A 25,984-nucleotide genomic window follows, 5' to 3' on the forward strand; every position below is an offset into this window, starting at 1 on the left:
TTAGATATGTTAATTTAAAATTTGTTCCAGTATTTTTCTTGTTATTAAATAAGTTGGTTTGACTCCTGAGGTTCCTAATCCTCCAGAAGCCAAAGTACTCCCTGTCTCTAAAGGGTTATCACTTGCATAGTAAGCATACGTTACTTTGACATCCTTGCCAATATTCCCTCTTACTTTAGATGCTGATTGAATGGCTTTTTGATAATGAGCCCCTTCCATTTCCAAACCAATCACATTCCATGTGGAATTGTAAAAGAATTTCAAAATCTCTTTGTTCTGAAGAGAGGTTCCCAATACGGTAATCATAGAGCCTTCGTAAATGCTAATACCATGTCCTTCCAAATCCTTTTTACATAATTCATTGTCAAAAGGATAATTATCAGCAGTTCCTTCAAATATATGAGCCGATGGTATCATGATATCACCTTTTCCGCCTTCCAAAATCCCAGCTTTCCCCATTATGGAGATGGATTCAACTTTAAGATGCTTCTTATAATCCTCTATAATAACTGGCTTCAAGAGTTCATCCATAGTTTCGTAAGCCTGCTCTCCAAAGGCATAATCCATAACCACAATCACAGGTTTATCCCGTTGGAGCTTCTGCTCATCTAATTGCATATCCACCTTTGATAAATCCATCTTGGAAGTATCAAATATCTGAACATCAATATTGGTTCCTGAACTATCAGGTATGTATAACATCCCTTGATGCAACGCCTCCTTATTCACTTTATTGCGTAGGGATTCATTGTCTTTCTTACTCAGTTCTTGATAAATCTCGAAAATGTCCTTTTTGGCCAAACTTCCTTTTAAAACACTCGGGGTAAACAGGGAATTCATCACACTGTGCATATTGGCACTTATGATGTGAATAGGGCGATCCAACAATTCGTTTTCTATCAAAACCGCCTTGATATCATCTGCCCAAATTTCGCCATGAATATGGTGTCCCAAACGCTCTCTCAGAACAGGAGAAAATGTTACTGTTCTTTTGGTATCACTTACCGTTTCTTCAATAGCCAATTTCCCCAACCAATAGACGATATGCAACAGTCGGTCTGGTTGCTTAGATGTAGCAAATTGATTATAGATTTCAGTAATCTCATTAAAGGTCCTTCCTAAAATATTGGCCGTATGCGTAATGGCAATTTCCCTTTCCTTTTGAGACAGTTTTTCTTCAGACAAAACAGCCTTTTCCAATTTCACCCAATCCCTAGTAGTCGTTCCTTGTTCATCGACAAGCACCCGATTACTAATCTTATGGGATTCAACGAATAAAAAAGTTAAGTGAGTGAGAATATCATATATTTCGGATCGTCCTCTAGTAATCTCAATGTTCATCTGCTCCTCATCAATTCGGTAACAGTTCCGTCTTCTTTTGACTGGAATGATCGCTTTAAAATGTGAATTTCCATAACCTTCATCACTGGTCAAATTTATAAAGGAACACTCTTCAATTCCTAAAGGCAATCTATCGATTACATAAAGCAAGCCTTCCAACTCTGCCTTTTCGTCGGCAATAGAACCATAAATTTCTGGACGCAACAACAGCAGAGACTCCCTAAGAGTTTCTCCAGAAACTCCCATAGGCTTATAGAAGCCCCTATTGAACAAATGCCGCATCGTGATGTACATTTTTTCAATAGCGCTGGAACTCTCCTGAGCCCTAGTTCTTTCGTGTCTTTTTGCTGTGTTTGCCATACTTGTTAACCTACAAATATAGGACTATTTAGTTAATCCCTGCCCATACAAGGCATCCGCAATTTTCCGATCATTGGCCAATCTTGGAATTTTATTCTGGCCTCCCAACTTCCCAATGGACTTCATATATTCTGTAAACCCATTCTTTTTGACAGCGGTTATCTTAAGAGGCCTTAGTACTTTACCCTCAATTAAATCGAAATAATAGGTGTTTTGCTGCTGAAGGGATTGATCTATTTTAGCTTCCAAAGAAGTTAAATCCTCTGGAATAGTTTCGAATTCAATAAACCATTCATGATAAGGCAATCCATTTTCTGGATTAATTTGAGGTGCAACCGTAAATTCTGAAATTTCAAAGGAAGTTCCTTCCATTCCCTCTTTCAGCGCCTGCTCCACTTCCTTACCGATAACATGCTCTCCAAAGGCCGAAATAAAATGCTTAATCCTTCCCGAAACAATAACGCGATAAGGTTTTAAAGAGGTAAACGTTACTGTATCTCCCACATTATAGGCCCAAAGCCCGGCATTCGTAGACACAATCATCACATAATTCACTCCCAATTCCACATCGGCAATGCTGATACGTTCTGGATTGTCATTAAAAAAATCATCCGCTTTAATGAATTCATAGAATATTCCCGAATTCAGTTGGAGTAACATCCCCCTTTCCTTCTGGCTATCCTGAAAAGCAAAAAAGCCTTCGCTGGCTGGGAACAGTTCAATGCTGTCCACCTTTCTACCTATTAAATTTTCAAACTTTGCTCTGTAAGGTTCATAGTTGACGCCACCATGAATAAAGAGCTCAAAGTTTTTGAATACATCTCCAACCTTTTTTCCTGTCTTTTCCTGAATCTTCTCAAAATACATCTGTACCCAAGAAGGAATCCCTGAAATGACCGTCATATTTTCAGGAAGCGTTTCTTCCACAATAGCATTGACCTTAGTTTCCCAATCGTCTATACAATTGGTTTCCCATGAAGGCATGCGGTTTTTTTGCAAATATTTTGGTACATAGTGCGCAACAATTCCAGACAATCTTCCCAACTGAATACCATTTTGTTCCTTAAGAATTGGGCTACCCTGTAAAAAGATCATCTTGCCATCCACAAATTTGGCATTGCCCGTCTCAGCAATATACATGAGGATAGCGTTTCTAGCCGCCTCGATATGACTTGGCATACTTTCCTTTGTTAATGGAATATATTTTGCCCCCGAAGTCGTTCCTGAAGTTTTTGCAAAATAGAGCGGCTTTCCCTTCCAAAGTACATTTTCTTCTCCCGCAACTACTTTATCTACATAGCTCTTTAAGGCTTCATAATCCCGAATAGGCACTCTTTTCTTAAAGTCATTATAAGAATTGATACTGACGAAATCATGGTCTTTCCCAAATTGGGTTCCAGCAGCTTCCGAAATCAATTCATTAAACACCTTTTGTTGCGTTTCAATGGGATTGTTAGCCCATTTCAACACAGATTTTTTGACTCTTTTTGCAAATGGTTTGGCTAAGGCAGATTTTATTGAAAGCATTAGTTAAAATCGATAAAGTTAGTTGGGTTCACCGGATACCCTCTGTTCCATAATTCAAAATGTAAATGGGGCCCCGTGGAGTATTCTCCCATATTTCCGGCCATAGCAATCACTTCTCCCCCTTTCACCAAATCCCCTTGTTCTTTGGTAATCGCACCATTGTGTTTGTAAACCGAAATCAATTCATGGCTATGTTCCAAGACAACCACATAACCCGTTTCTGCCGTCCATTCAGCAAAAATTACGGTGCCATCTGCAGCGGCCTTCACCGGGGTATCTTTAGCTACAACAATATCTACAGCATAATGCTTTTTCTCCACATCATAACCATCGGAAATTGTTCCGCTCACGGGAGGAAACAGCACAAAATTGGTAGCCGAAATAGCCGACTCAAACAAATTGTATTTGTCTTCCTTTGCTACTTTTTCCCTTAAAAGAGAATCTTCTTTACTCGGCACCAATCTTTCAGTGTTCACTTCATTTTGTACCGCGTTGATAATAGAATCCTTATTCAGCTCTTCCGTTTTCACATCTCCTGTCAAGACCTTTTTGATAGAGCTATAATAGCGCTCGTTCATGGTAATAACCTGTTGCAAAGAATCGGTTTTGTAATGAAGCTCTGTAGCCTCTTTCTTTAAGGCTGCTGAAGAATATCCGGGGATAAATTCTCTTAAGGACGTAAAGGCAATTAATAAAGTCGTCGCCGCTATTAACAAAATTGAGGAAATAGCCACAATCACAAACACATTCAAACGTGTTAGCTTGATAGCAAAACGCTCTTCAAAAGTATCCTCGTTTAATATGACCAAACGGTACTTGTGCAGTAGCTTTTTGGTGAATTTCTTTTCTTTCTTTTTCGTAGTCATTATGACACAAAATTAAATAAAATAAGTGCAAGTCTTTTTGCTTAATCTTAAAGTTTAGTTTAAAACGTACAATTTGAAGTTTAATTATTAAATTTGCAGTTCTAAATATTATGTTATGAGTTTACTTATGTTACCATTAGTTGTTGGATGGCCACAAATAGTTTTAATTGCGGTGGTAGTTTTATTAATTTTTGGTGGTAAAAAGATTCCTGAGTTAATGAGAGGTTTAGGAAGTGGGATTAAGGAATTTAAAGATGCCAGCAAAGAGGACGAGGATAAAACAACCTAAGTTATTCTTAGTGATAATTTAATCTTATTATAATTCAAAAAAAGCCAACTTCTTCAAGTTGGCTTTTTTTGTAAGCTATAGTTTCTTTTCTATTGAATTTTGGCCGACCTGATGATTGCCTCCAATTCAAACATATAATCTCTCTTATCTACCGAAGGCGCAAAAGCATACCCTTCAATAATTACGTATCTGTTTTTAGCCCTATCCTCGATAGCGTAGTTGATAAATGGACCTGCCATAAAATCATTTTTAACCTCCCAGATCCCTTTGGTTTCAATCGTCGGTTTCTTGTCTATTTGAGATTCAAAAACAAAAGGTGCATATTTATTTTCAGTACTCATGTAAGAGCCCTCCAAACGTCCTTCAATGTGGGTTTTCCCAACCGAATCCCGCATTCTCACTACATCCATCGCCAAACTATCGCCTGGTCTTAAAATACTTAATGGCACTGCATAAACCATTAAATCCATAGTTCCGGTAGTAATGTCCTTACGAATCCAGAAGAAACCATCTTCATCCTTGGCCATTCTATACACAGATGGCAGCTTTAAGGACACCCCCAATTCTTCCTTAAGTCTAGTATCATCAAACAAGGATAAATTAATACGTCGTTGCTTTTCCTTTATTTCCTCATCTTTTAAGGCTTTGACAATTTCTTCGGAATGGGATTGCAATTGCTCAATAATTTCATCATTGGTTGTGCCTGTAACGTAAACCACCGTTTGAGGCTTTGCAAACACATCATGCCCCACTTTTATACCCGCTTCTTTCCCCTTTTCAACCTTAACAATAATCCTACTTTTAGTTGTAAACCCAGAAAAGACCTGAGTTGGCAATTGATTGATTGTAAACAAGGGTTCGTCAATGGCAAGTCCTGGAACCGGTGCTGCCAAAACATCACGCATGGCTTCACCAACTTTATCTTCCCAAAGAAGATTGTCTACAACAACGGTAAGATGATTAAGATTTCCTGATGATGCTGGTACTAAACGTTGGTTTTTTGAAGCGTCCTTACACCCAAAAAAAAGGGTGGCTAAAACAGCTACAATGGCTAAGTGTTTCATTTATTATTTTTTAGTTTTAGTTAGATACAATAAGCTTCATGCCTACTTTTAATTGTGTACCACTAATACCGTTCCAATCTTTAATATTTTGGACAGAAATTCCAGGAAATTTTTGGGAAATGCCCCAAAGTGTATCTCCTTGCTGTACCAAATACGTTTGTTTTCCTTCAACCTCAACGGTTTTCACAGCACTTTTTGTTTTGGCCGGCGGATCTGTAAACACAGGTTTCCTTGGGTAGATACTCAAGCGTTGACCTATTCTAAGATCGTTGCTTCGCAAACCATTCCATTGTTTGATTTGGCTTACCCTAACGCCATACTTTCTTGCAATTTTTCCAAGATAATCGCCACTCCTAACCCTATAGGTAATCTTCACATCCGACTCAAAAAACTGAGGCAATGGTTTTTCGCGCTTGTCAAACTCAGTCTGAGCATAAGCATAAATATCATTTTCATTGGCCACAAACCTGCCCACTGCGTGCATTGGCAGTCTTAAGGTATAGTTTTCATCCTTGATATATGGAATGATATCCAATTTATAAGAAGGGTTTAAAAACTGTAGCTCCTCTATAGGCAAATCCAAAACCTCAGACACCTGATCCAAGGTAATCATTTGTTTCACGTGGATCGTATCGGTTTCAATATAGTGAAATTCTGGTTTGATTCTGTTGAAACCATGTTCTTCCGCATATTCAAAAATATACATGGTAGCGAAAAAGGCAGGAACATAACCCGCTGTTTCACGTGGAAGAAACGGTCTGATGTTCCAATAGTTCTGATAACCACCCGAACGTCGAATTGCCTTGCTCACGTTTCCAGGACCCGAATTATAGGCCGCTAAAGCCAAATCCCAGTCACCGAAAATCTCGTATAATTTAGCAAGATATTTACTGGCAGCTTCAGTAGATTTAATAGGATCGCTACGTTCGTCTACATAACTGCTTACATTAAGCCCGTACATTTTTCCGGTACCAAACATAAACTGCCACAATCCCGTGGCGCCTACTCTAGATTTAGCCTTCGGCTTTAAAGCAGATTCCACAATGGCCAAGTACTTCATCTCCAAAGGCAAATTATAACTGTCTAAAGTCGTCTCAAAAAGAGGAAAATAATATTCACTCAAAGACATGAGTCTATCTAAAGACTCTCGTCTGTTTTTTAAATACGACTTGATGACATTCTCCAAAGAGGGGTTGTACTCAATATTGAAAGGTGTTCTAGCATTTAGCTCCTTTAAACGCGCCTTTAAGGTATCTGTAGGCAACTCAGGATATTCAACATCCTCATAAGTCAGCTCTGTAACCGACTTATAAATAGTATCGAATAATGAATTACTGTACAATTCGTCCAGCCATTTCTGGTCTATATCGGCAGCTTGTTTATGGTCTTCATAAACCATAAGAGCGGTAGAATCAGCCACAGGGGTGATTGCTTTAATTTCAGCGCTTTTTCCATCAATCAAGGAATCAACCTGTTTTGGGACAACGGTCTCAACCTTGACAGAATCTTCTTTAATATGCGTTTCCTGCTTTTTATTTTCTTGAGCGAAAGAAACTCCACAACATAACAAAGCGCCTACAACTAAGGTAATAGGTTTGTTCATTTGTAAAAATTATCTGTACTATCAACGATAGATGGCGCTAAAATCGTATTTTTTTGAAACATATAAAAGACGAAGCTCTTCTTTTAACAGAAATATAGGCTTTTAAACGACTGATTTTGTATGAATTACTCTAAAATTGCAGCAATTCCAGGTAGCGTTTTTCCTTCCAAACTTTCCAACATAGCACCACCACCTGTACTCACGTAGCTCACTTTGTCTTCAAACCCAAATTGTTTCACGGCTGCCACAGAATCACCTCCCCCAACAAGAGAAAACGCACCCTTTTTCGTCGCTTCAGCTATAGAGTTTCCTAAAGCAATGGTTCCTTTAGAGAAGTTTTCCATTTCAAACACACCTAATGGACCGTTCCAAAGAATGGTTTTGCACTGCATTACCACATCGTGGAAATTGGCCAAAGATTTTGGACCCGCGTCCAAACCTTGCCATCCGTCAGGAATTTTGGTAACATCAACAATTTGTGTAGCAGCATCGTTGCTAAAGCTATCGGCAGCCACCACATCAACAGGAATATGTACTTGTACATTTTTGGCTTTGGCATTCTTCAAGATTTCAAGGGCCATATCCAATTTATCATCTTCACAGATAGACTCGCCGATAGAACCACCTTGTGCTTTGATAAAGGTAAAGGTCATTCCCCCACCAATGATCAAGTGGTCTACCTTGTCCAAAATGTTTTCAATAATTGTAATTTTTGAAGATACTTTAGCACCTCCCAATACAGCCAATACAGGTTTTTCACCTGTTTTCATCACTTTTTCGATGCTTTCAATTTCTTCAGCCAACAGGTATCCAAAACATTTATGCTCTGGGAAAAATTGTGCCACAATGGTAGTAGAAGCATGGGCACGGTGAGCTGTACCAAAGGCATCATTCACATAAATATCTCCCAATTTTGAAAGTCCTTCCGCAAAGGCTACATCACCTGCAGTTTCTTCGGAGTGGAATCTTAAGTTTTCCAACAACAACACTTCGCCTGGTTGTAGTGCTTTGGCCGCTGCTTCAGCTTCAGCTCCCACACAATTGTCCACAAATTTTACTTCAACACCAATAACCTCAGAAACCTTATCTACAATATGACGCAATGAAAACGTATCGTCAACGCCTTTTGGCCTTCCTAAGTGCGACATCAACACACAGCTTCCGCCATCTTCCAAAATTTTGATGATGGTTGGCTTTGCCGACACAATTCTGGTATCGTCCGTTACCTCAAACTGCTCATTTAAAGGCACGTTAAAATCTACTCTAATTAAGGCTTTTTTATCTTTAAAATTGAAGTCGTTAATCGTTTTCATAATGTGATGTTTTTTAGTGTAACACAAAAGTAATTAAATAAACAATGCCATAAAATGCGTTTTCCAACCGAAATCGTTATAGGTTGAAAAATATTTTGCCTTCTTGGATTATAAAGTCCTCCTCTTCTTTATAAGAGAAATTTACATAGTTTTGCCGTATGTTATTTTCAGATATTTTAGGACAGGAACATTTAAAGAGCCATCTCACACAAAGTGTGGACAATGGCCGTATTGCACATGCACAATTATTCATTGGACCGGAAGGCTGCGGTACCTTGCCCATGGCCATTGCCTATGCGCAGTATATTTTATGCAAAAACCAAAATTCTGAAAACGAAGGAGGCAACGAGGCTTGTAATTTGAAGTTTAAAAACCTTTCGCATCCCGATTTGCACTTTGCCTTTCCTGTAGCTACCAACGACAAGGTAAAAAGTCACCCAGTGTCCTCGCATTTCTTGGAAGAATGGCGTCAATTGGTCGCCGAGCAACCTTATGGAAACCTGTTTGATTGGTACAAACTTTTGGGAATTGACAACAAGCAGGGACAAATTGGTGTGGACGAAGCACAAGATATTGTAAAAGCGCTTTCCTTAAAATCATACGAAGGAGGTTACAAGGTCATGTTGATTTGGATGGCAGATAAAATGAATACCGCCGCCGCCAACAAACTACTAAAATTGATTGAAGAGCCGCCTAGCAAAACCATTTTCATCTTGATAGCTGAAGACGAGGAACAGATTATCAATACCATCAAATCGCGTTGTCAAATTTTGCACTTTCCCCCTTTGGCCGAAGAAGTAATCAAACAGGCTTTGATGAAGCAGTACGATCTCAACGAAGGAGAAGCCACCAAAATTGCACATCAAGCCAACGGCAACTACAATAAAGCCTGCGATATTGTATATCAAGATTCTGAAGATTTACAGTTTGAAGAATGGTTTGTATTCTGGATTCGATCTGCATTTAAAGCCAAAGGCAATAAAGGTGCTATCTTGGATTTAATAACGTGGAGCGAGGACATTGCCAAAACAGGGAGGGAAACCCAAAAGCAGTTTTTGCATTTCTGCATCGACTTTTTCAGGCAAGCGCTACTGATGAATTATGGCGCTGATGATTTAGTGTACATGGAACCAAAAACCAATAATTTCAAGCTTGAAAAGTTTGCACCCTTTGTGCACAATGCAAACATTTTGGAGATTAGCGAAGAGCTGCAGGATGCCATTTACCACATTGAGCGCAACGGAAATTCGAAAATTATCCTAACGGATTTATCCATTAAACTCACACGATTGCTTCACAAAAAATAAACTCAAACTTTTCAAGCCTTAAATTTATTCAAACGTATATGACGCTTTTACAAATTCTGTCACCCTGAAATATCCAAATGGATAGTTGTTTGGATTGGTTTGGTTGACACAATTGCCTCGTAATTGCGCAGCATTGGAACTAAAAGGATCACCACCAGAGTAATATTGTTCTATCAACAAACGCACATAATTGTAGTAGCGTTCTGAAATTCCATATAGGCTAACTTCAACTGTATCCCCAGGTTCGAAAGCTTCCTCGTTGTTATCTTCATCATCCTGCTTTTCCCAGAAATCGTGGACTTCATTCCCATTGAAAAATTCATCTGACAAATCTGCCAACAATGGGAACAAATCCCCTTCCTCATAATACCTGAAAAAATAATAATTTTCTTCATCTGCAGGATCATTGAAATACACGTTAAGTTCCAATAATTCGTCATCAAAACCTCCTTCAACAGACTGGGTCACATTGGTAATATCTGTTACCGGCATCAAGGTTTCACTACCCAAATAAGTTTGGTTATTATAAACTACTTCCAAAGTATACGAATCATTTAAAACAGGAACAAAATTGGACGTTGTGTAGGTTCCGTCATTTTGGTCCTCAAACAAAAATTCTTCTCCTGAATTTGTATTGGTCACTTTCACCGAAGCTCCAGATACGCCACTATCCGAAGTAACATCAAAATACGGTGTGGACATGCTGAGTTTTATAAGCTGCTCATTGCCTAAAGTACCCTTCTCCCAATCCAAGGATGCTTCAATTACCAATCTAGGCGTGGCTGTTGTTACTTCAACATCAATAACATCTTCACAAGACATGAAGATTCCAAAAATAGCTAGTAGAATTACGTATATATTGATTTTCATTTTTTTTAGAATTTAAAGTTATACGTTACCGAAGGAATAATTCCGAAAATAGACAATCTAGTAGCTTCATTGAGACCAGACACCTTACTTTGACCAAACGAAATAGAGGCCGCATTTCGCCTATTATAGACGTTATAGATACCAAACACCCATTCGCCCTTTAAACGTCTCTCAGGATGCTTATTTGGTTTGTAAACAGCCGATATATCTAAACGATGATATTGCGGCAATCGATCCCTATTTCTATTGGAATAACTCGCTATAGAAAGTCCTTCGTATTCATACTGCCCATTTGGATACGTTACGGGACGTCCTGTTTGAAACACAAAATTGGAACTGAAACTCCATTTATCATTCAGTTGATAAGCAGCTGTAACAGATACATCGTGCGTTCTATCATAAGGTGTATTATACCAATTACCACCGTTAATTCCAGGCCCTCCGGCCTTTCCACCCAAAGTACGTTGTTCCGATTTTGAAAGTGTATAAGCTAGCCAACCGGTAAATTTACCCTTGGTTTTTCTCAATAACACCTCCATACCATAGGCTCGAGCTTCACCATTTAGGATTTCGGTTTCAATGTTGTTGTTCCCAATCAAATCTGAACCATCGATATAATCGATTCGGTTTTTAATGGTTTTATAGTAGGTTTCCAACTCCAAAGCATAACCTTTCTCTGAAAAATTTCTGTAATATCCCACAGCATATTGTGTTGAACGCTGTGGTTTAATGTATTGACCACTTGGCGTCCAAACATCCAAAGGTGTGACGGAAGCAGTGTTTGATAACAGATGTAAATATTGGGTAGATTTGGTAAAACTGGCTTTTAAGGAAGAAGCACTGTTAAGCTCATAAGAAAGCCCCAGCCTAGGTTCCAAACCATTATAATCCTTAATAGTTTCACCCTTACTGTAATAGATTTCATCTAAAGCTTCTCCCCTTTCGTAAATTTCCAATTCATCATTGAATATCACAGGTTGATCATTCACATAGGTAGTCATGGCCTGTCCCCCAAGACGCATGAATTGGCTAAATCGCAAGCCATATTGAGCCGTCAATTTTTTACTAATTTGATGTTCCGCACTTATATAGGCCGCCCCTTCAAAAGCACGTTTGTCGTCCAATTTTAAATAGTTGATTGGAGACTCGCTTGATGTTGGACTAACCTCTCCGGGATTTAATAAATAAGAAATTCCACTAACCCCAAAATCCAAATCAAGCTTATCATTCAAGTAATACTTTAAATCATATTTTAGGTTATAATTGGCAATATCTGCAATCCAATCCAACTCGATAAAATCCAGCACAATTTGATAATCATATTTACTATAAATCATAGATAAATTAGAAAACAAACGATCCGTAAATACATGATTCCAACGCAAGTTTCCAGAAACATTACCGTAGCCATTTTCAATGATTTTGTTCAAGTTGAACACATCTCTCCCAAAATATCCAGAGAGATAAATCTTGTTATTACTATTAATCTCATAATTAGCCTTCAGGTTGAGATCATAAAAGGAAATCTTATCATCCTTAAAGTCCTCGACAGCCTTAAGAAACAGATGCGCATAAGAGGTTCTACCTGCAATCAAGAAAGAGCCTTTATCCTTAAAAATTGGAGATTCAGCAGTTAATCTACTAGAAATCAAACCAATACCTCCAGTTAAATTAAAATTTTTACGGTTTCCTTCCTTTTGGCGAACATCTAAAACGGAAGATACACGGCCACCAAATTTCGAAGGAATATCTCCCTTGTAAAGTTTGATATCCTTTATGGCATCACTATTAAACACAGAGAAAAAACCGAAAAAATGCGAGGTATTATAAATAATTGCCTCATCCAAAAGCACCAGATTCTGGTCTGCCGCACCACCACGTACATTAAAGCCTGAAGAACCTTCACCATTATTGGTTACCCCAGGCAGCATTTGAATGGATTTTACAACATCTACCTCTCCCAAAACGGCAGGCATTTGCTTAATGGTGGCCGCATTAAGTTTAGCCACACTCATTTCAGGCTTTTTAATATTGATTTGTTCCGATTCTTCGGCCGTAATTACAACCTCATCTAGAGCAGTTGCGGATTCACTCAATTCAAAATTGATAGTTTGATCCTTATCCAAACTAATTTGTTTAGTCTGGGTTTCGTAGCCCATATAGGAAATGATTAAAGTGTAATTTCCTTTAATAGCCGTTAAGGAATAAAAGCCATATTCGTTGGTAACAGAGCCATTATCCGTTCCCTGCAAAAATGCCGTGGCACCCATTAAGGTTTCCCCATTGGAAGCATCAGTTATAGTTCCTCTAATCGTAAATTTTTCTTGGGCAAAAACAGAAAAACTAAAAAGAAAGTAAGCAATACATAGTAAATGCTTCATGCAGTAATGATTTAGTTATATTGATTGATGAAAATAATTTGGAAAGGTTACACCGTAGTCAAACAAAAAGCCAGTCACTTTAACTGGCCAATATGATAAGTAAAACTACTCTTTTGCTTTGTAAGCTTCATTGAGAGCTTCTGTAATGGTTTCGGTAAGATCGTTATCTTCTTTTCCATATAAAACACTAGCAGCAACCTCGCTAGTACCTAATATATAGGTATAATCGTTCTTTTTGCCGTATTCTTTTACAAACTCTTTAACTTCAACAATTACAGAATCAATTTCCGTTTGAAACTCCTGGGTCATTTGCTCCTGCTCCATTTTGATTTGTTGGATCAATTGCTGTTCTTTCATCCCCAATTCCTGTGACAATTTTTGAACATCATTATCAGACATTCCTCTTGCCTTGTCTTGAGCCGATTTATATTCCAATTGATATTTGGCAATCAAACTATCTCTCAACTTTTGAAATTCTAAGTCCTTCAACTTAAATTTTTCTTCAACATCAATTTTAGCTTGATAATCGTTAATTACTTTCCCGTTATCCACGAAAGCAATTTTTTGTTGGTTTTGACATGACAACAATCCAAGTCCCAAACCAAAAAGCAACGCAATTTTTTTCATTTTATGTATCCAATTAAATTTTTCGCAAATGTATCAACTTAGGCCATTATTTCTCAAAACAACCTTCTATAAAATAATCTTATAATAATTACAATCTACTATTAAAAATCCCTATCAAAAACAACGCGTTTTAAAGCGATTTAAGCCACTTTCAAAAAAAGGGAAGGTAATCCAACAATACAGCTCCTAAAATCCAATTTCAGAACCTTATTTAAGGTTTTACTTGTTTTTCAGCACATAAATTAGAGAAGAATACTCTCCGGAGCCCTTCGCCTTCATATTCGACTGAAATCCCACCCAAAACGCTTTAAAAAAATTCATATTGCCATTTTTATATTTTTCCGAAAGCAGACTCACATAAAACGCATCAAATGGCATTGGCAAAATATTTTTCACAACCATATCCTGTTCCAAAAACAATTTTGAAATAGCTGTTCTAGAAAAATGCCACAAATGTCTTGGCACATCATAGGCAGCCCAATAGGATTTGTAATAATTGGCATCGTAACTCTTAAAATTGGGAACAGCAATAATCAAAGTACCGTTTGGACGCAACAAACGCTTCAATTGTTCTATTTCCTTTTTCAAATCTGGTAAATGTTCCAAAACATGCCACAAGGTAATCACATCAAAGCTTTGATCCTTTAACGTCGGGAATTTCGAAATATCAAAAACATTGTCCTTTGTTTTTCTATTAGCGATTCCCCTGGCCTCTTCATTTGGCTCAATCCCGCAAACATTCCAATTGGCATCTTGAGCCACTTTTAAAAAATCTCCAGTTCCGCAACCAATATCCAAAAGAGATTTGGATTCCTTACTTACGGAATTAATCAGTTTTATTTTTTTCTGAAGTGAAATATTCCGGACAACATGATATACCTTTTCAAACACATTTCGTTTAGCATCGGTATGCGAAATATAATCTTCGCTTTTATAATATTCAGGAAGACGTTCTAAAGAAGGTTTTGGAGTTGTCTCCAATAAATCCAATTCTGGATGACGGACCAAAACAAATTCTTCACCCGATACGGAATGATCCTTAACCTTTAAAAAATTATCTGTTTTTGCCATAAAAAAATATTCCTGCAAAAGCAGGAATGTTATGTTCCACGTGAAACACTTTTAATTTATATTTTAAATTACCGCCCCATATACACCAAAAGTACAGACACGTCACTTGGAGAAACTCCACTAATTCGTGACGCCTGTGAAATAGTAACAGGCCTAATTTTATTTAATTTTTCTCGAGCCTCAAAGCTCATGTTTGTGATTTTTGAATAATCGAAATTCTCAGGGATTTTTATATTCTCCAACCTATTCAACTTATCAGCATTATTCTTTTCCTTTTCGATATACCCAGAATACTTCACTTGGATTTCGGCTTGCTCAATAACCTCCGAATCCAAATCATGGTCTTGAACATAAGCTTCAACAACATCCAATTTACGCATGTCATCAATAGTGATATTTGGTCTAGAAAACACCTTAAACATCTTATCAGATTGTTTAACCAAAGCCGAATCCTTACTCTCCAAAATAGGATTAATATCTTCTGGCTTTACACTAGTCTCTTTAAAGAACGACACAAAATCCTCAGCTGAAGAATGCTTTTCCTCCATGCGTTTTAAACGCTTTTCAGAAGCCAATCCCAAATCAAAAGACTTCGGGGTTAATCTTAAATCCGCATTATCCTGACGCAACAAAGTGCGATATTCAGCCCTAGAAGTAAACATTCTATAAGGCTCCTCAGTTCCCTTGGTGATCAAATCATCAATCAAAACCCCTATATATGCCTCACTACGATTCAATACAAAAGCTTCCCTTTCCTGTACTTTCAAAGCAGCATTAATACCAGCCATCAAACCTTGAGAAGCCGCTTCCTCATAACCCGTAGTACCGTTAATCTGCCCAGCAAAATACAAACCGTCAATCAACTTTGTTTCCAACGTATGCTTTAACTGTGTAGGCGGAAAATAATCATACTCTATAGCGTATCCTGGTCTAAAGAATTTCACATTTTCAAACCCAGCAACAGAACGCAATGCCTTAAATTGTACATCCTCAGGTAATGATGTAGAGAACCCATTAACATACACTTCAACTGTATTCCACCCTTCTGGCTCAACGAACAATTGATGCCTATCCTTATCAGCAAATCGATTGATCTTATCCTCAATAGAAGGACAATATCTTGGTCCAGTACTTTTAATTCTCCCATTAAACATAGGAGAACGATCAAAGCCTTCCCGCAACAAATCATGCACTACAGCACTTGTATAAGACATATGACAATCCCGTTGTTTCGTCAACGGTTTTGTAATATCAGAATAAGAGAATTTCTCCGGGTTTTCATCCCCTGGCTGTACTATCATTTTAGAATAATCCAAAGAACGACCATCCACTCTAGGCGGTGTTCCAGTCTTCATTCTTCCAGCATCAAATCCTAAATCAACCAACTGTTCAGTGATTCCTTTCGCCGCTCTTTCACCAGCTCTACCACCACCAAAATTCTTGTCTCCAATATGGATTAAACCGTTCAAGAAAGTTCCATTGGTAAGCACAACAGTCTTTGCCTTTATATCAATTCCTAGTGATGTTTTCACTCCTACCACACACTCTCCTTCTACCAACAAACCAGAAACCATATCCTGATAAAAGTCCAAATTAGGAGTTTGCTCCAACATCAAACGCCAATCCTCAGCAAACTTCATACGGTCACTCTGCACACGTGGACTCCACATAGCTGGCCCTTTGGATTTATTGAGCATCTTAAACTGTATAGCAGAGGTGTCACTCACAATCCCACTATAACCTCCAAGCGCATCAATTTCCCTCACAATCTGCCCCTTTGCAATTCCCCCCATAGCAGGGTTACAGGACATCTGTGCAATGTTCTGAAGATTCATGGTCACCAGCAAAGTTGAACACCCCATATTGGCTGCCGCCGCCGCCGCTTCACTACCGGCATGACCTGCACCAACCACAATAACATCATATGTTTCTTGAAATAAACTCATCATTGTTCCACGTGAAACACTCTTCCATGTTTCATTTAATCATTAAAAAATAAGTTTGCAAATATACACTGATTTAGTGAGTATTATACAAACTTAGAAATATAGTAATTTTCCTTGCTCCTCATTTGCAAAGCGTCCTCATCTGTCTTATCTTTGTACCCACAATAATGTAGGATTCCGTGAATCATCACACGCTTCAATTCCTCCTTGAATTCTACATCAAAATCCTTAGCATTATCCTCAACCCTTTCAATAGAGATATAAATATCTCCATGTAGTTCTTTTCCTACTGAGTAATCGAAGCTTATGATATCAGTCAAGGTGTCGTGATCTAAAAATTCCACATTGATTTTATGTAAATATTCATCATCACAAAAAATATAATTAAGCTCTCCTTCTTTGCAGCTTTCTTCGTTAATAGTCTCTAAAATCCATTTGGAATAATCGGCTTCATTGGAAAGCTCGAACTCCGTTTCGTAATTAAAACTAATCATCTGTTCTCTTGAAATACTCTTGTACTTTTACTTTATAAATTTGCTGCAAAGGTAAAGCTTGTCTGTTTAAAATTTCAGTAGTGTTAAAATATTCTCTAGCAGTTGGAATTTGGTCTGGAACCGTATTATCGTAATCATTTAAATTGGTTTCGGATTGACGCTTATTATCCTCTCCCTGCATGAACGTAGCGTTCTCCATTTTCAATAATTGATGTTCCAATTCCATCATTTTTTGAAGCGTTTGATTGGTAAAACCTTTATTCAATAAATCCAATTCCACCTCTTCCATATCTTTCAACAACTTTTGCGCTTGCCCATTCAGTCCTTCCTTAGTCAACTTTTCTTCCAAAGCATTACGCAATTCCTGTTGTCTTTGATAGATTCCAAAAAGTTCACCATTCATTTCTTCATTGTTCTGTTCAGATTCTCCATTCTGTTCGCCCTCCTGCCCTTGCTGTGGCTCTTGTCCCTTTTGCTCGCCTTGTTGATGACCATCTTTGGGTTTACCCTGTTGCTTATCCATTTGTTCCTGCATCTCTTTATTCAATTCCCCTTGACTTTTAATGATGTCCGGCAATTGCATTTCACTACCCTGCCCTTGTCCTGGAGAAGAATTCATTTGAGCTTCCATATTATCCAACACATCACTTAAAAAACTAGCTAACGTATTAGTGGCGGTAATGGTATATTGTTGGGCAGCGATACCTTGATATAATTGGTTCTCGGAAAGCTGTTCCAAAGATTTATCAATATTATAAAACACCTCTGTGATTTGACTATTTACCTGTTCAGACAACATAGGTTGTCTTAAGGACAATGAAAACAGGCTATCATCAATATGTTCAAAATGTTCCCTTAAACTGCTTTGCTTACGCAAATATTTGCCATACTCGTTATGGTTCACTTCAATGCTTTTGAATGTATTCAACAAAGCTTCCTGATCAAAAGAAAAGACCACCAAGTTATCCAAAATCTGCCTTAACATTTCAGCATCCTCTGCCATTTGCTGACCACCTCCGCCCATCATGCCTTGAGACATTTCAGAACTCATTTGTTTCATCTTTTGCGCAGCCGACTTTTGCTTTTGTTTTGCATTTTGTTGACTTTGCTGTGCGCCTTGTTGATCGTTTTTTTCTTCCTGTTGTTCTTGCTTTTCCAAATCCTCCGACGCCCCTTGTTGCTCTTCCTTGATTTCTTCCTCGGTCATATCATCCTTAGGTAGATCCATTGGCTTCTTCAACCCTTCATTTTCCTTTTCCAACTCATCCATTTCCTTTTGGAATTCCTCAAAAGCTTTATTCAATTCATCTTGTGCTTCCTTGTTATTTTCTTCAGAATTTTTATTGGATAAGTCTTCTTGCTTTTGACTTAATTGCTCCAAAAACTGTTGCAATTGTTCTGCTTTTTTAGCGACATAATAGCGTTTAGTCAGTTCCAATAACTGCTCTAAACTGCGTTGTTTGTTTTTATTTTGTTTAGCCAATTGTTCCAACTTATCGGTCAATTCTTCCTTTTGAATTTTCTCCTGAAGCTTTTCCAATTCTTCCAACACTTTCTCGTCTTGCTTCAATTGTTGCTCTTGTTCTTCCAAACGTTCCTTTAAAGCTTCCTTGAATTCATCCTTTTCATTACTCTCCTTTTGAAATTCCTCTAGATTCTCCTGAAGCTTTTTATTGAAATTTTGCATCATTTCCTCCTGCGCCTTTTGACGTTTCAAGAATTGTTGCAACTTCTGTTTGTCGTTAAAATTCAGTTCCTCCTTTTCCTTTTGCGTTTTGGAAAACTCTTCAAGCTGTTGGTCCTGTTCTTTTAATTTATCGAAGGAATTATTTAAATCCTTAATCGTTTCGTTTTGCTCATTAAGTTGCTTCGCCTCCTCTTCCTCACTAGTCAATTTTCGATAAGAAAATACTTGACTCTTTACTTGCTTGTAATTATGCAAACGGTCATTATCGAACACCTGAAAAAACAATTCGTAAGCTTTTCCAGGTTCTACATTCAACTGGTTTGGAAAGGCGCTTACAAATTCGTCAAAATTGGAATTGTTTACTGGGATGGAAACAAATTCCTTTGCAGACTCGTTCTCCACAGGATAATACACCAATTGCAATTTGCTAAGTCCATAATCGTCACTAACCTGACCGTAGAAATACAAACTCTGCTGATCTAAACTATCCTTTTGTGATTGCACTCTAATTTCTGGATAATCATCCTTGATCACTTTCAAGGTAAAAGCCAAACTTTCATAATCCTTTAAAGCATGATTGCTTGTGCTGATTTGATAATCGCTATTATTAAAGAGCTGTTTACTAGCTTCAAAATTATTCTCGTCAAGTTTTTCAAAACGCAAGGTATCTTCAGCATACAAGGTCACCCCTTCAGTAGATCTGGTATTAACTTTCCAAGTCACTTTAGTTCCTTCAGGAACGGTAGCACTTCCGGTGCTTTTTAAAACCTCATTTCCCTTTTTGGTATGCCCTGGATAATACAGAAGCATTTCAAAATTAACTAGAGCAGGAACCTTAGTCACTTCCAAAGTATAATCTCTTGAAACCACATCATTCGCCATCATCCTAAAATCCAAGGATTCCATGGGCTGTTCAAACACATATTCAAAATGTCCTGGCGAGGTTTGCTGTAAAAAATAAGTTTCGTTGTTAAATTGAATTTGAGCATTCTCAGGAATGACTTTTCCCGCCGTTGACACCTTCAACACATAATTCTTGTTTTCAACAGCCGTTAAATTGTCATTTAAAACAAAAAATTTAAACGGGGCTGGCGGTTCATAGGCAGTTTTATAATTAACTACCCTCTCATAGCTGTCCCTAAACAGATTGAAATGTCCTGTGAGGAAGGATAAGCCAATTATGAGCAATGGAATGGCTGCGTATTTTAAATATTTGAAATTCTTTTTGAAGTTAATCGCCAATTTGAAAGGTACGGGTTGCAATTCAGCAGCCTTTTGTTCTATTCCAGCCAATAATAAATCAGATTCCCTTGTTTGTACACCAGAAGAACCTTGCAACTGCAACACATTCAACAATTTATCACTTACTTCAGGAAAGTGTTTCCCAATGATTTCGGAAGCCTGTTCGTAATTGATCCCTTTTTGAAGTTTAAACAACTTAGCCAACGGCAACAAGATGAATTTTAGAAAAAGCCCAAATTCAACAGCTATAAATACCCAAAACATAATAGTTCTTGCCGTAGGATTAAGCCACAACACATACTCGATAAATAATGTGAGTAAAAAATATAAAAGGCCAATAGCGAAAAAAAGAATGGCTCCTTTGAGCAATTCATTGAAGTAATATCGCCTGATAAATTCCTCTAATTTAAGTTGTATGCTGTTAAAATGACTCACGTGGAATGGGATTGACTTACTAATCTACAATTTTATTTTTAGCTGTAATTAGACGAAAGTAATAACATTCTGTTAAACTCGATGATTTCAACTTAAAATCCGTTCTATCAAAATCACCACAAGTCTTTTCATCAAACTACTTTTATCTTACACGATATCAATCTATCTTTGCAACAAATTTACAAAACATGACCAAAGAAGTTCGCGTACGATTTGCCCCTAGCCCAACGGGGCCTTTACATATTGGAGGGGTTCGCACGGCCCTATTCAACTATTTATTTGCAAAAAAACACAATGGAACCTTTGTGTTGAGAATTGAGGACACCGACCAAAACCGTTATGTGGAAGGTGCCGAACAATACATAGTAGATGCCCTTAACTGGTGTAACATTCCGTTTGATGAAGGTCCAGGTAAAAATGAAAAGTTTGGTCCTTATCGTCAAAGCGAACGTAAAGATTTATACAAGGCTTATGCCGACGAACTGATTGCCTCCGGGAATGCCTACTACGCATTTGATACGGCGGAATCTTTGGATTTCCATAGAAAAGACCACGAAGAAAAAGGAAAAACCTTTATTTATAATTGGCACAACCGTTTAAAATTGAGCAACTCCCTTTCCCTTTCAGAAGAGGAAGTACAGGATAAATTGGCGGCTGGTGAGCCTTACGTGATTCGTTTTAAGTCACCTCAAGATGAAACTTTGCAACTTACGGATATTGTTCGTGGCAATATGACCATTGATACCAATATTTTAGATGATAAAATTTTGTTCAAAAGCGACGGGATGCCAACCTATCACTTAGCAAACATTGTGGATGATCATTTAATGGAAATCACCCACGTGATCCGTGGTGAAGAATGGTTGCCTTCCTTGGCACTTCATGTGTTATTGTATAAAGCCTTTGGTTGGGACGCACCGGAATTTGCTCACTTGCCATTGATTTTAAAACCTACCGGAAAAGGAAAATTAAGCAAGCGTGATGGTGACAAATTAGGATTCCCTGTATTTCCATTGCAATGGCAAGATCCAGAGTCACAGGAAATCTCTAGAGGCTATAAGGAAGATGGTTACTTCCCAGAAGCTATGATCAACTTTTTGGCCTTTTTAGGATGGAATCCAGGCACGGAACAGGAAATTTTCAGTCTTGAAGAATTGACCAATGCGTTTGATCTTGCACGTGTGAATAAAGCGGGTGCCCGTTTTGATCCAGACAAAATTAAATGGTTCAACCACCATTACATGCAAGACCAACACAATGATGATTTGGCAGTAACATTTAAAGCAAGTAGACCAGAATTGGCCGATATTGACGTCAACTATATTTCTTTGGTAATTGGTTTAATTAAAGAGCGTGCCACTTTTGTTGGAGACTTTTGGCAGTTGGGAAGCTATTTCTTTGTAGCACCAGAAAGTTTTGAGGAGAAAGCCTATAAAAAGGCCATTAAAGACGATACTAAGGGCTTAATGGAAGAATTATTGACACAGGTAAACAATGTGGAAGATTTTACAGCAGAAACACTTCAAAACAGCATAAAAGGATGGATTACCGAGAAAGAAATTGGTTTTGGTAAAGTGATGATGCCATTACGAATTGCCCTTGTAGGAGAATTACAAGGTCCAGATGTTTTTGAAATCATGTACCTAATTGGAAAAAACGAATCAGTTTCCAGAATTGAGAAGCTGATAACAACTTTATAAAAGTATATCACATAAAAAAAAGCGAGCTCTAAGGCTCGCTTTTTTTATTTTAAAATTAGTCGTTTAGAATAATATCATTGCTGTAAACACTAACATCGATTGATGGCCTTTAAATTTTGAAGACCCTCCAAACGTATCAATATCGTTATTATTGTTAAGTTTGTTTAACATGTTGGTAAACCCATAAATGTATTGCCCACGCAATTTAAAACCAGGAAACCCTGCTGACAATCCCACAGCTCCATTCACATTGAATTTGGAAATATCTGTGATATCCTGAGCTAATAGATTCTGATACCCCAGTATTCTATAGTTTTCCTGTGAATCGTCCTTTAATTCCAGCTCACTGTTGTATTGAATCATGGGGCCAAAATCTGCTGTTATATAATCCTCTACAATTTTCGCGTGGAACAAAAAGGACACCTGTGCTGTAAACATTTTATATTCAATTTCCTCCTCTTGAAACAATGAAAATTCAGGGATTCCTAAAACGTTCACATTGTTTTCAGATAAATGAATGTTATAACTTACCGAATACCATTTATGAGGTAAATCTACCGTAGCGCTCAAACCTCCTATCCAACCCGTTGAAGAAGTAGTTTCAAAATTATCTGTTATAATATCAAACTGGGTGATCCCACCGTGAATTCCTATGCCATTTTGAATTCTGTAACGTTTGTGCTGTGCTAAAGAGGTTGTAACAAAACCAATACAAAAGACTACTAATAAGATAAAGTTGTTGTGCTTCATAATGTAATTATCAGGGTATCAACAATCCAACACTTTTTAACATAAAATAGCACTTAGATTGCCGTATTTATTGCCGAAATATAATTCTTACGGGCAAAATAAGCTTAATTTAGTAATCATTAAATAATTAACCTTAAAAAATTTATCATGGGACAATTTATCCTAGTTCCGATTCTCTTTTTTGGAGTCGTAATTTTAATCTCAGCTCTCTTTATCGTTAAACAACAAACCGCCGTTATCATTGAGCGTTTTGGTAAGTTTCAAAGCATCAGGCACTCTGGACTTCAACTAAAAATTCCTTTGGTAGATAAGGTTGCAGGACGCTTAAGTTTAAAGATCCAACAATTGGATGTTATCGTGGAAACCAAAACTTTAGATGATGTTTTTGTGCGTTTAAAAGTGTCTGTTCAATACAAAGTTATTCGCGATAAAGTGTATGATGCCTTTTATAAATTGGATTATCCCCATGAGCAAATCACTTCTTACGTATTCGACGTGGTACGTGCCGAAGTTCCAAAAATGAAATTGGACGACGTCTTTGTAAAAAAGGATGATATTGCCCTTGCCGTAAAAGCTGAATTGAATGATGCCATGCTAGACTATGGTTTTGACATCATTAAAACCTTGGTAACCGATATTGATCCAGATGCCCAAGTAAAGGCCGCCATGAACCGTATAAATGCTGCAGAAAGAGAAAAAACAGCGGCGCAGTACGAAGGGGATGCACAACGTATCTTAATCGTGGAAAAAGCTAAAGCCGAAGCTGAAAGCAAGCGTTTACAGGGACAAGGTATTGCCGACCAGCGTCGTGAAATTGCACGTGGTTTGGAAGAATCTGTAGAAGTATTGAACCGTGTTGGTATCAATTCACAGGAAGCTTCTGCCTTGATAGTTGTTACCCAACACTACGATACCTTACAATCTTTAGGTGAAGAAACCAACAGCAACTTGATCCTGTTACCTAACGTTCCACAGGCAGGAAGTAATATGCTGAATGAAATGGTTGCCAGCTTTACGGCCAGTAACCAAATTGGTGAGGCTATGAAAGAAGCCAAAAACAAAGGAAAACAATAAGAACTCCTCTAAAAGTAATTTAAAGCCCCATAACAAACGTTTGGGGCTTTTTTAATGGTCTTTCTTATATTTTTCCAAAAGCATCTCCAAACTAGCTAAATATTCCCTTAATTCGGTTTCATCTACCGATGGGTGCTCCATGTTTGGAATGGTCATGGGATCTTCGTTTAAATATTTATAGACTTCAGGGTAATTGGTTTCAATATCTCGGGTGATATCGGCAATTTTAGTCAGCAATTCATGTACATTCTTCATCGTTCCTATTTTTCCCTTAAGTTACGAAATTTAAGAGCTGAAGAAAAGATTTATTGTTGAAAGGGATGCCGTTCCTCCCACTCTGTTGAAGGATTCATCAACTTAAAAATCTGGTTCAGTAAAGCATTCAAAAATCCATTGGTATGTTTCATATACATGCTCATAGGAATGGCTTTAGCCCCTACAGAACTTTTTATTTCCATAGCTGTACGGGCATATACAATACTTGAAAAGGAATGTTCAATACCAAATTTAGCCATATCATACAACATATTTAAATACAGTTGATTTTCGTATTGGTGCGCACTATCATACCCTAAAAAATAAGTTTCCAAAATATCGCCATTGAGAATCAAAGTGTAAAATCCAATAAGCGTTTCATCCAGAAAATAGCCCATCACCTTAAACCTTTCACCAAGCTGAAGTTTTAAATGATACAGATGCCCTTCTGGTAAGATGAAAGTATTGATTTTAGCATTATCGCACACATTTTTATATAACTGATACAGCTCTTTGCAATGCAATTCAATCTCTTCTAAAGTCAGTTCTCTTCTAACAATTCCCTGTGATTTCTTTATAGAAGTTTTGTATCGCCGTCGATACTTTTTGTTCAAACTACCCACATAATCTTCCATAGAATGCCAATTGGATTGAACGGACATGATCATATTGGGTTGGGCTGTTACTTTGTAGATGCTATGTTGCTCAAAAATTTCAGATTGGCTATGAATACCATCATCTTCAAAATAATCCTTAAAAAGCAATAATCTAATCATTTTGCCAGATTCCTTTTTGATGATTTTTTCCAAAGAAGAAAGAGCTTTAAGAATAATTTCTACCTTATTTCTTCCAGGTATTTCTTGTTTAAAATACAAACCATGCTGTCCTGTGTGCATTAAATTACCCACCACCAACACATTTCCCTTCAATATTTTTGAAACCAAATTTTTAAAACGTTGTTCCAAACAATGGTCATCGGGGTTTCTGAAAATATCTTCCAAATACAACTGTACCCTCTGAAATATTCCAACTCCAACCAACATTTCATTTTCAAAAAAACCGATATAATACCAGGTAATATTGCTTGGTGAAGCTTTTTCCAATGCTTTTAGATACCCTTGTTGTAAAAAAATATCGTGACCCACCAATGGATCCCAACTTTTGGGCAATTCTGCTACCGAACTATAAATTTTAAAATCAATCAATGTTTAAAAAGAAAAAGACTGAACAATACTGTCAGTCTTTTGATTATGTGATTTGTTACAAACTATTCCCAAGCACAAATAATACCTCCCATAATCATCATACAGACAATCCAAAAGCCACTGTTTATAAAGATATATTTGGCACTTTTTCTTTCAAATAAGGCATTGGTACCAATGATTGGTAAAGCCATAGTGACCCCAGTTATAAATCCATGAAGCACTCCATGTTTAAAGGTCCTAAAAGAAGTTCCATAGTCGTTCATAAAGGCTGCATACGATGGCAAAGCGCCATCTACATCACCTTCAATCAAGCTAAAAACCCCTGATTGATGGACCACAAGAGCACGTAAAGTAGCCGCAATAAAAAACGCAAATAACAAGGCCAAACCAAAAATCTTTGCCATGTTCGCGCCTTTCATTTTTTCTTCGGTCATTTCTGCCGCTTTCATCCAAGCAGTACCGAACACCTTAGGATTATACCAAATGGCACCAACAACCAAGGTTGAAGCCGCTGCGACAACGAGTGCCAGAATATTAAACTCCATAAATAAATTGTTTCAGTTAGTATGATAAATAT

General features: G+C 37.6%; 21 protein-coding genes. 4 read left to right on the forward strand and 17 right to left on the reverse strand.

Annotated elements, in window-relative coordinates:
* Positions 1-9 precede the first annotated feature (9 nt).
* Genes ZA06_RS06290 through ZA06_RS06300 form a run of 3 tightly spaced genes read right to left on the reverse strand, consistent with a single transcriptional unit; the run spans position 10 to position 4,094 of the window.
* Positions 10-1,701, reverse strand: coding sequence for a DUF6909 family protein (locus ZA06_RS06290; protein ID WP_053976525.1), 1,692 nt, complete (start codon positions 1,699-1,701; stop codon positions 10-12).
* Between the two features lie 24 nt (positions 1,702-1,725).
* Positions 1,726-3,228, reverse strand: coding sequence for a GH3 auxin-responsive promoter family protein (locus ZA06_RS06295; protein ID WP_053976526.1), 1,503 nt, complete (start codon positions 3,226-3,228; stop codon positions 1,726-1,728).
* Positions 3,228-4,094, reverse strand: a complete 867-nt coding sequence (locus ZA06_RS06300) for a M23 family metallopeptidase (protein ID WP_053976527.1) — start codon at positions 4,092-4,094, stop codon at positions 3,228-3,230. Before ZA06_RS06300 ends, ZA06_RS06295 begins: the two co-directional genes overlap by 1 nt.
* A 115-nt stretch (positions 4,095-4,209) precedes the next feature.
* On the opposite strand from ZA06_RS06300, the gene ZA06_RS06305 reads away from it, so the two are divergent.
* Positions 4,210-4,383: a twin-arginine translocase TatA/TatE family subunit gene (locus ZA06_RS06305; protein WP_053976528.1), complete on the forward strand. Its 174-nt coding sequence runs from the start codon at positions 4,210-4,212 to the stop codon at positions 4,381-4,383.
* 89 nt (positions 4,384-4,472) lie between these two features.
* Here ZA06_RS06305 and ZA06_RS06310 read toward each other — a convergent pair whose 3' ends face one another.
* From ZA06_RS06310 to ZA06_RS06320, 3 genes are all read right to left on the reverse strand, one after another.
* The gene (locus tag ZA06_RS06310; RefSeq protein WP_053976529.1) at positions 4,473-5,447 is read right to left on the reverse strand and encodes a DUF4837 family protein; all 975 of its coding nucleotides are present in this window, start codon (positions 5,445-5,447) and stop codon (positions 4,473-4,475) included.
* 16 nt (positions 5,448-5,463) lie between these two features.
* Positions 5,464-7,050: a lytic transglycosylase domain-containing protein gene (locus ZA06_RS06315; RefSeq protein WP_053976530.1), complete on the reverse strand. Its 1,587-nt coding sequence runs from the start codon at positions 7,048-7,050 to the stop codon at positions 5,464-5,466.
* Positions 7,051-7,175: 125 nt separating this feature from the next.
* Positions 7,176-8,363, reverse strand: a complete 1,188-nt coding sequence (locus tag ZA06_RS06320) for a phosphoglycerate kinase (RefSeq protein WP_053976531.1) — start codon at positions 8,361-8,363, stop codon at positions 7,176-7,178.
* 158 nt (positions 8,364-8,521) lie between these two features.
* Between ZA06_RS06320 and ZA06_RS06325 the strand changes: the two genes are divergently transcribed.
* On the forward strand, positions 8,522-9,670 hold the full coding sequence (locus ZA06_RS06325; RefSeq protein WP_053976532.1) for a DNA polymerase III subunit: 1,149 nt from the start codon (positions 8,522-8,524) through the stop codon (positions 9,668-9,670).
* A 24-nt stretch (positions 9,671-9,694) separates the two neighbouring features.
* On the opposite strand, the gene ZA06_RS06330 is transcribed toward ZA06_RS06325, so the two are convergent.
* From ZA06_RS06330 to ZA06_RS06360, 7 genes are all read right to left on the reverse strand, one after another.
* Entirely contained in the window at positions 9,695-10,540 is an 846-nt protein-coding gene (locus ZA06_RS06330) for a DUF4249 domain-containing protein (protein WP_053976533.1), read from the reverse strand.
* Between the two features lie 5 nt (positions 10,541-10,545).
* Positions 10,546-12,921, reverse strand: a complete 2,376-nt coding sequence (locus tag ZA06_RS06335) for a TonB-dependent receptor (protein WP_053976534.1) — start codon at positions 12,919-12,921, stop codon at positions 10,546-10,548.
* Between the two features lie 105 nt (positions 12,922-13,026).
* Positions 13,027-13,548 carry an OmpH family outer membrane protein gene (locus ZA06_RS06340; RefSeq protein WP_053976535.1) on the reverse strand — a complete coding sequence of 174 codons (522 nt, stop codon included), beginning with the start codon at positions 13,546-13,548 and terminating at the stop codon, positions 13,027-13,029.
* Between the two features lie 219 nt (positions 13,549-13,767).
* Positions 13,768-14,619: a class I SAM-dependent methyltransferase gene (locus ZA06_RS06345; RefSeq protein WP_053976536.1), complete on the reverse strand. Its 852-nt coding sequence runs from the start codon at positions 14,617-14,619 to the stop codon at positions 13,768-13,770.
* A gap of 68 nt (positions 14,620-14,687) precedes the next feature.
* On the reverse strand, positions 14,688-16,568 hold the full coding sequence (gene mnmG, locus ZA06_RS06350; RefSeq protein WP_316931754.1) for a tRNA uridine-5-carboxymethylaminomethyl(34) synthesis enzyme MnmG: 1,881 nt from the start codon (positions 16,566-16,568) through the stop codon (positions 14,688-14,690).
* A gap of 80 nt (positions 16,569-16,648) precedes the next feature.
* Positions 16,649-17,059, reverse strand: coding sequence for an rRNA maturation RNase YbeY (gene ybeY, locus ZA06_RS06355; RefSeq protein WP_053976538.1), 411 nt, complete (start codon positions 17,057-17,059; stop codon positions 16,649-16,651).
* Positions 17,052-20,423, reverse strand: a complete 3,372-nt coding sequence (locus tag ZA06_RS06360; protein WP_053976539.1) for a DUF4175 family protein — start codon at positions 20,421-20,423, stop codon at positions 17,052-17,054. The genes ybeY and ZA06_RS06360 overlap by 8 nt, the downstream gene beginning before the upstream one ends.
* Positions 20,424-20,611: 188 nt before the next feature.
* Here ZA06_RS06360 and gltX point away from each other — a divergent pair, with 188 nt between their 5' ends.
* On the forward strand, positions 20,612-22,123 hold the full coding sequence (gltX, locus tag ZA06_RS06365) for a glutamate--tRNA ligase (protein ID WP_053976540.1): 1,512 nt from the start codon (positions 20,612-20,614) through the stop codon (positions 22,121-22,123).
* Positions 22,124-22,186: 63 nt separating this feature from the next.
* On the opposite strand, the gene ZA06_RS06370 is transcribed toward gltX, so the two are convergent.
* Positions 22,187-22,873, reverse strand: a complete 687-nt coding sequence (locus ZA06_RS06370; RefSeq protein WP_053976541.1) for a hypothetical protein — start codon at positions 22,871-22,873, stop codon at positions 22,187-22,189.
* Between the two features lie 147 nt (positions 22,874-23,020).
* On the opposite strand from ZA06_RS06370, the gene ZA06_RS06375 reads away from it, so the two are divergent.
* Positions 23,021-23,947, forward strand: a complete 927-nt coding sequence (locus ZA06_RS06375) for an SPFH domain-containing protein (protein WP_053976542.1) — start codon at positions 23,021-23,023, stop codon at positions 23,945-23,947.
* Positions 23,948-23,998: 51 nt separating this feature from the next.
* Here ZA06_RS06375 and ZA06_RS06380 read toward each other — a convergent pair whose 3' ends face one another.
* From ZA06_RS06380 to ZA06_RS06390, 3 genes are all read right to left on the reverse strand, one after another.
* Complete coding sequence (locus ZA06_RS06380) at positions 23,999-24,202, reverse strand: hypothetical protein (protein ID WP_053976543.1); 204 nt, start codon at positions 24,200-24,202, stop codon at positions 23,999-24,001.
* Between the two features lie 50 nt (positions 24,203-24,252).
* Positions 24,253-25,407: a hypothetical protein gene (locus tag ZA06_RS06385; protein WP_053976544.1), complete on the reverse strand. Its 1,155-nt coding sequence runs from the start codon at positions 25,405-25,407 to the stop codon at positions 24,253-24,255.
* Between the two features lie 62 nt (positions 25,408-25,469).
* Positions 25,470-25,952 carry a DUF1761 domain-containing protein gene (locus tag ZA06_RS06390; protein ID WP_053976545.1) on the reverse strand — a complete coding sequence of 161 codons (483 nt, stop codon included), beginning with the start codon at positions 25,950-25,952 and terminating at the stop codon, positions 25,470-25,472.
* Positions 25,953-25,984 lie beyond the last annotated feature (32 nt).

It is taken from the genome of Mangrovimonas xylaniphaga, from assembly GCF_001280435.1.
Lineage (GTDB): Bacteria > Bacteroidota > Bacteroidia > Flavobacteriales > Flavobacteriaceae > Mangrovimonas_A > Mangrovimonas_A xylaniphaga.

Coding starts and splice junctions, on each gene's coding strand:
- ZA06_RS06390 (WP_053976545.1), bottom strand. CDS start 25,952: ATGGAGTTTAATATTCTGGCACTCGTTGTCGCAGCGGCTTCAACCTTG.
- ZA06_RS06305 (WP_053976528.1), top strand. CDS start 4,210: ATGAGTTTACTTATGTTACCATTAGTTGTTGGATGGCCACAAATAGTT.
- ZA06_RS06290 (WP_053976525.1), bottom strand. CDS start 1,701: ATGGCAAACACAGCAAAAAGACACGAAAGAACTAGGGCTCAGGAGAGT.
- ZA06_RS06315 (WP_053976530.1), bottom strand. CDS start 7,050: ATGAACAAACCTATTACCTTAGTTGTAGGCGCTTTGTTATGTTGTGGA.
- ybeY (WP_053976538.1), bottom strand. CDS start 17,059: ATGATTAGTTTTAATTACGAAACGGAGTTCGAGCTTTCCAATGAAGCC.
- ZA06_RS06295 (WP_053976526.1), bottom strand. CDS start 3,228: ATGCTTTCAATAAAATCTGCCTTAGCCAAACCATTTGCAAAAAGAGTC.
- ZA06_RS06330 (WP_053976533.1), bottom strand. CDS start 10,540: ATGAAAATCAATATATACGTAATTCTACTAGCTATTTTTGGAATCTTC.
- ZA06_RS06300 (WP_053976527.1), bottom strand. CDS start 4,094: ATGACTACGAAAAAGAAAGAAAAGAAATTCACCAAAAAGCTACTGCAC.
- ZA06_RS06310 (WP_053976529.1), bottom strand. CDS start 5,447: ATGAAACACTTAGCCATTGTAGCTGTTTTAGCCACCCTTTTTTTTGGG.
- ZA06_RS06325 (WP_053976532.1), top strand. CDS start 8,522: ATGTTATTTTCAGATATTTTAGGACAGGAACATTTAAAGAGCCATCTC.
- ZA06_RS06375 (WP_053976542.1), top strand. CDS start 23,021: ATGGGACAATTTATCCTAGTTCCGATTCTCTTTTTTGGAGTCGTAATT.
- ZA06_RS06340 (WP_053976535.1), bottom strand. CDS start 13,548: ATGAAAAAAATTGCGTTGCTTTTTGGTTTGGGACTTGGATTGTTGTCA.
- ZA06_RS06380 (WP_053976543.1), bottom strand. CDS start 24,202: ATGAAGAATGTACATGAATTGCTGACTAAAATTGCCGATATCACCCGA.
- ZA06_RS06320 (WP_053976531.1), bottom strand. CDS start 8,363: ATGAAAACGATTAACGACTTCAATTTTAAAGATAAAAAAGCCTTAATT.
- mnmG (WP_316931754.1), bottom strand. CDS start 16,568: ATGATGAGTTTATTTCAAGAAACATATGATGTTATTGTGGTTGGTGCA.
- ZA06_RS06345 (WP_053976536.1), bottom strand. CDS start 14,619: ATGGCAAAAACAGATAATTTTTTAAAGGTTAAGGATCATTCCGTATCG.
- gltX (WP_053976540.1), top strand. CDS start 20,612: ATGACCAAAGAAGTTCGCGTACGATTTGCCCCTAGCCCAACGGGGCCT.
- ZA06_RS06335 (WP_053976534.1), bottom strand. CDS start 12,921: ATGAAGCATTTACTATGTATTGCTTACTTTCTTTTTAGTTTTTCTGTT.
- ZA06_RS06370 (WP_053976541.1), bottom strand. CDS start 22,873: ATGAAGCACAACAACTTTATCTTATTAGTAGTCTTTTGTATTGGTTTT.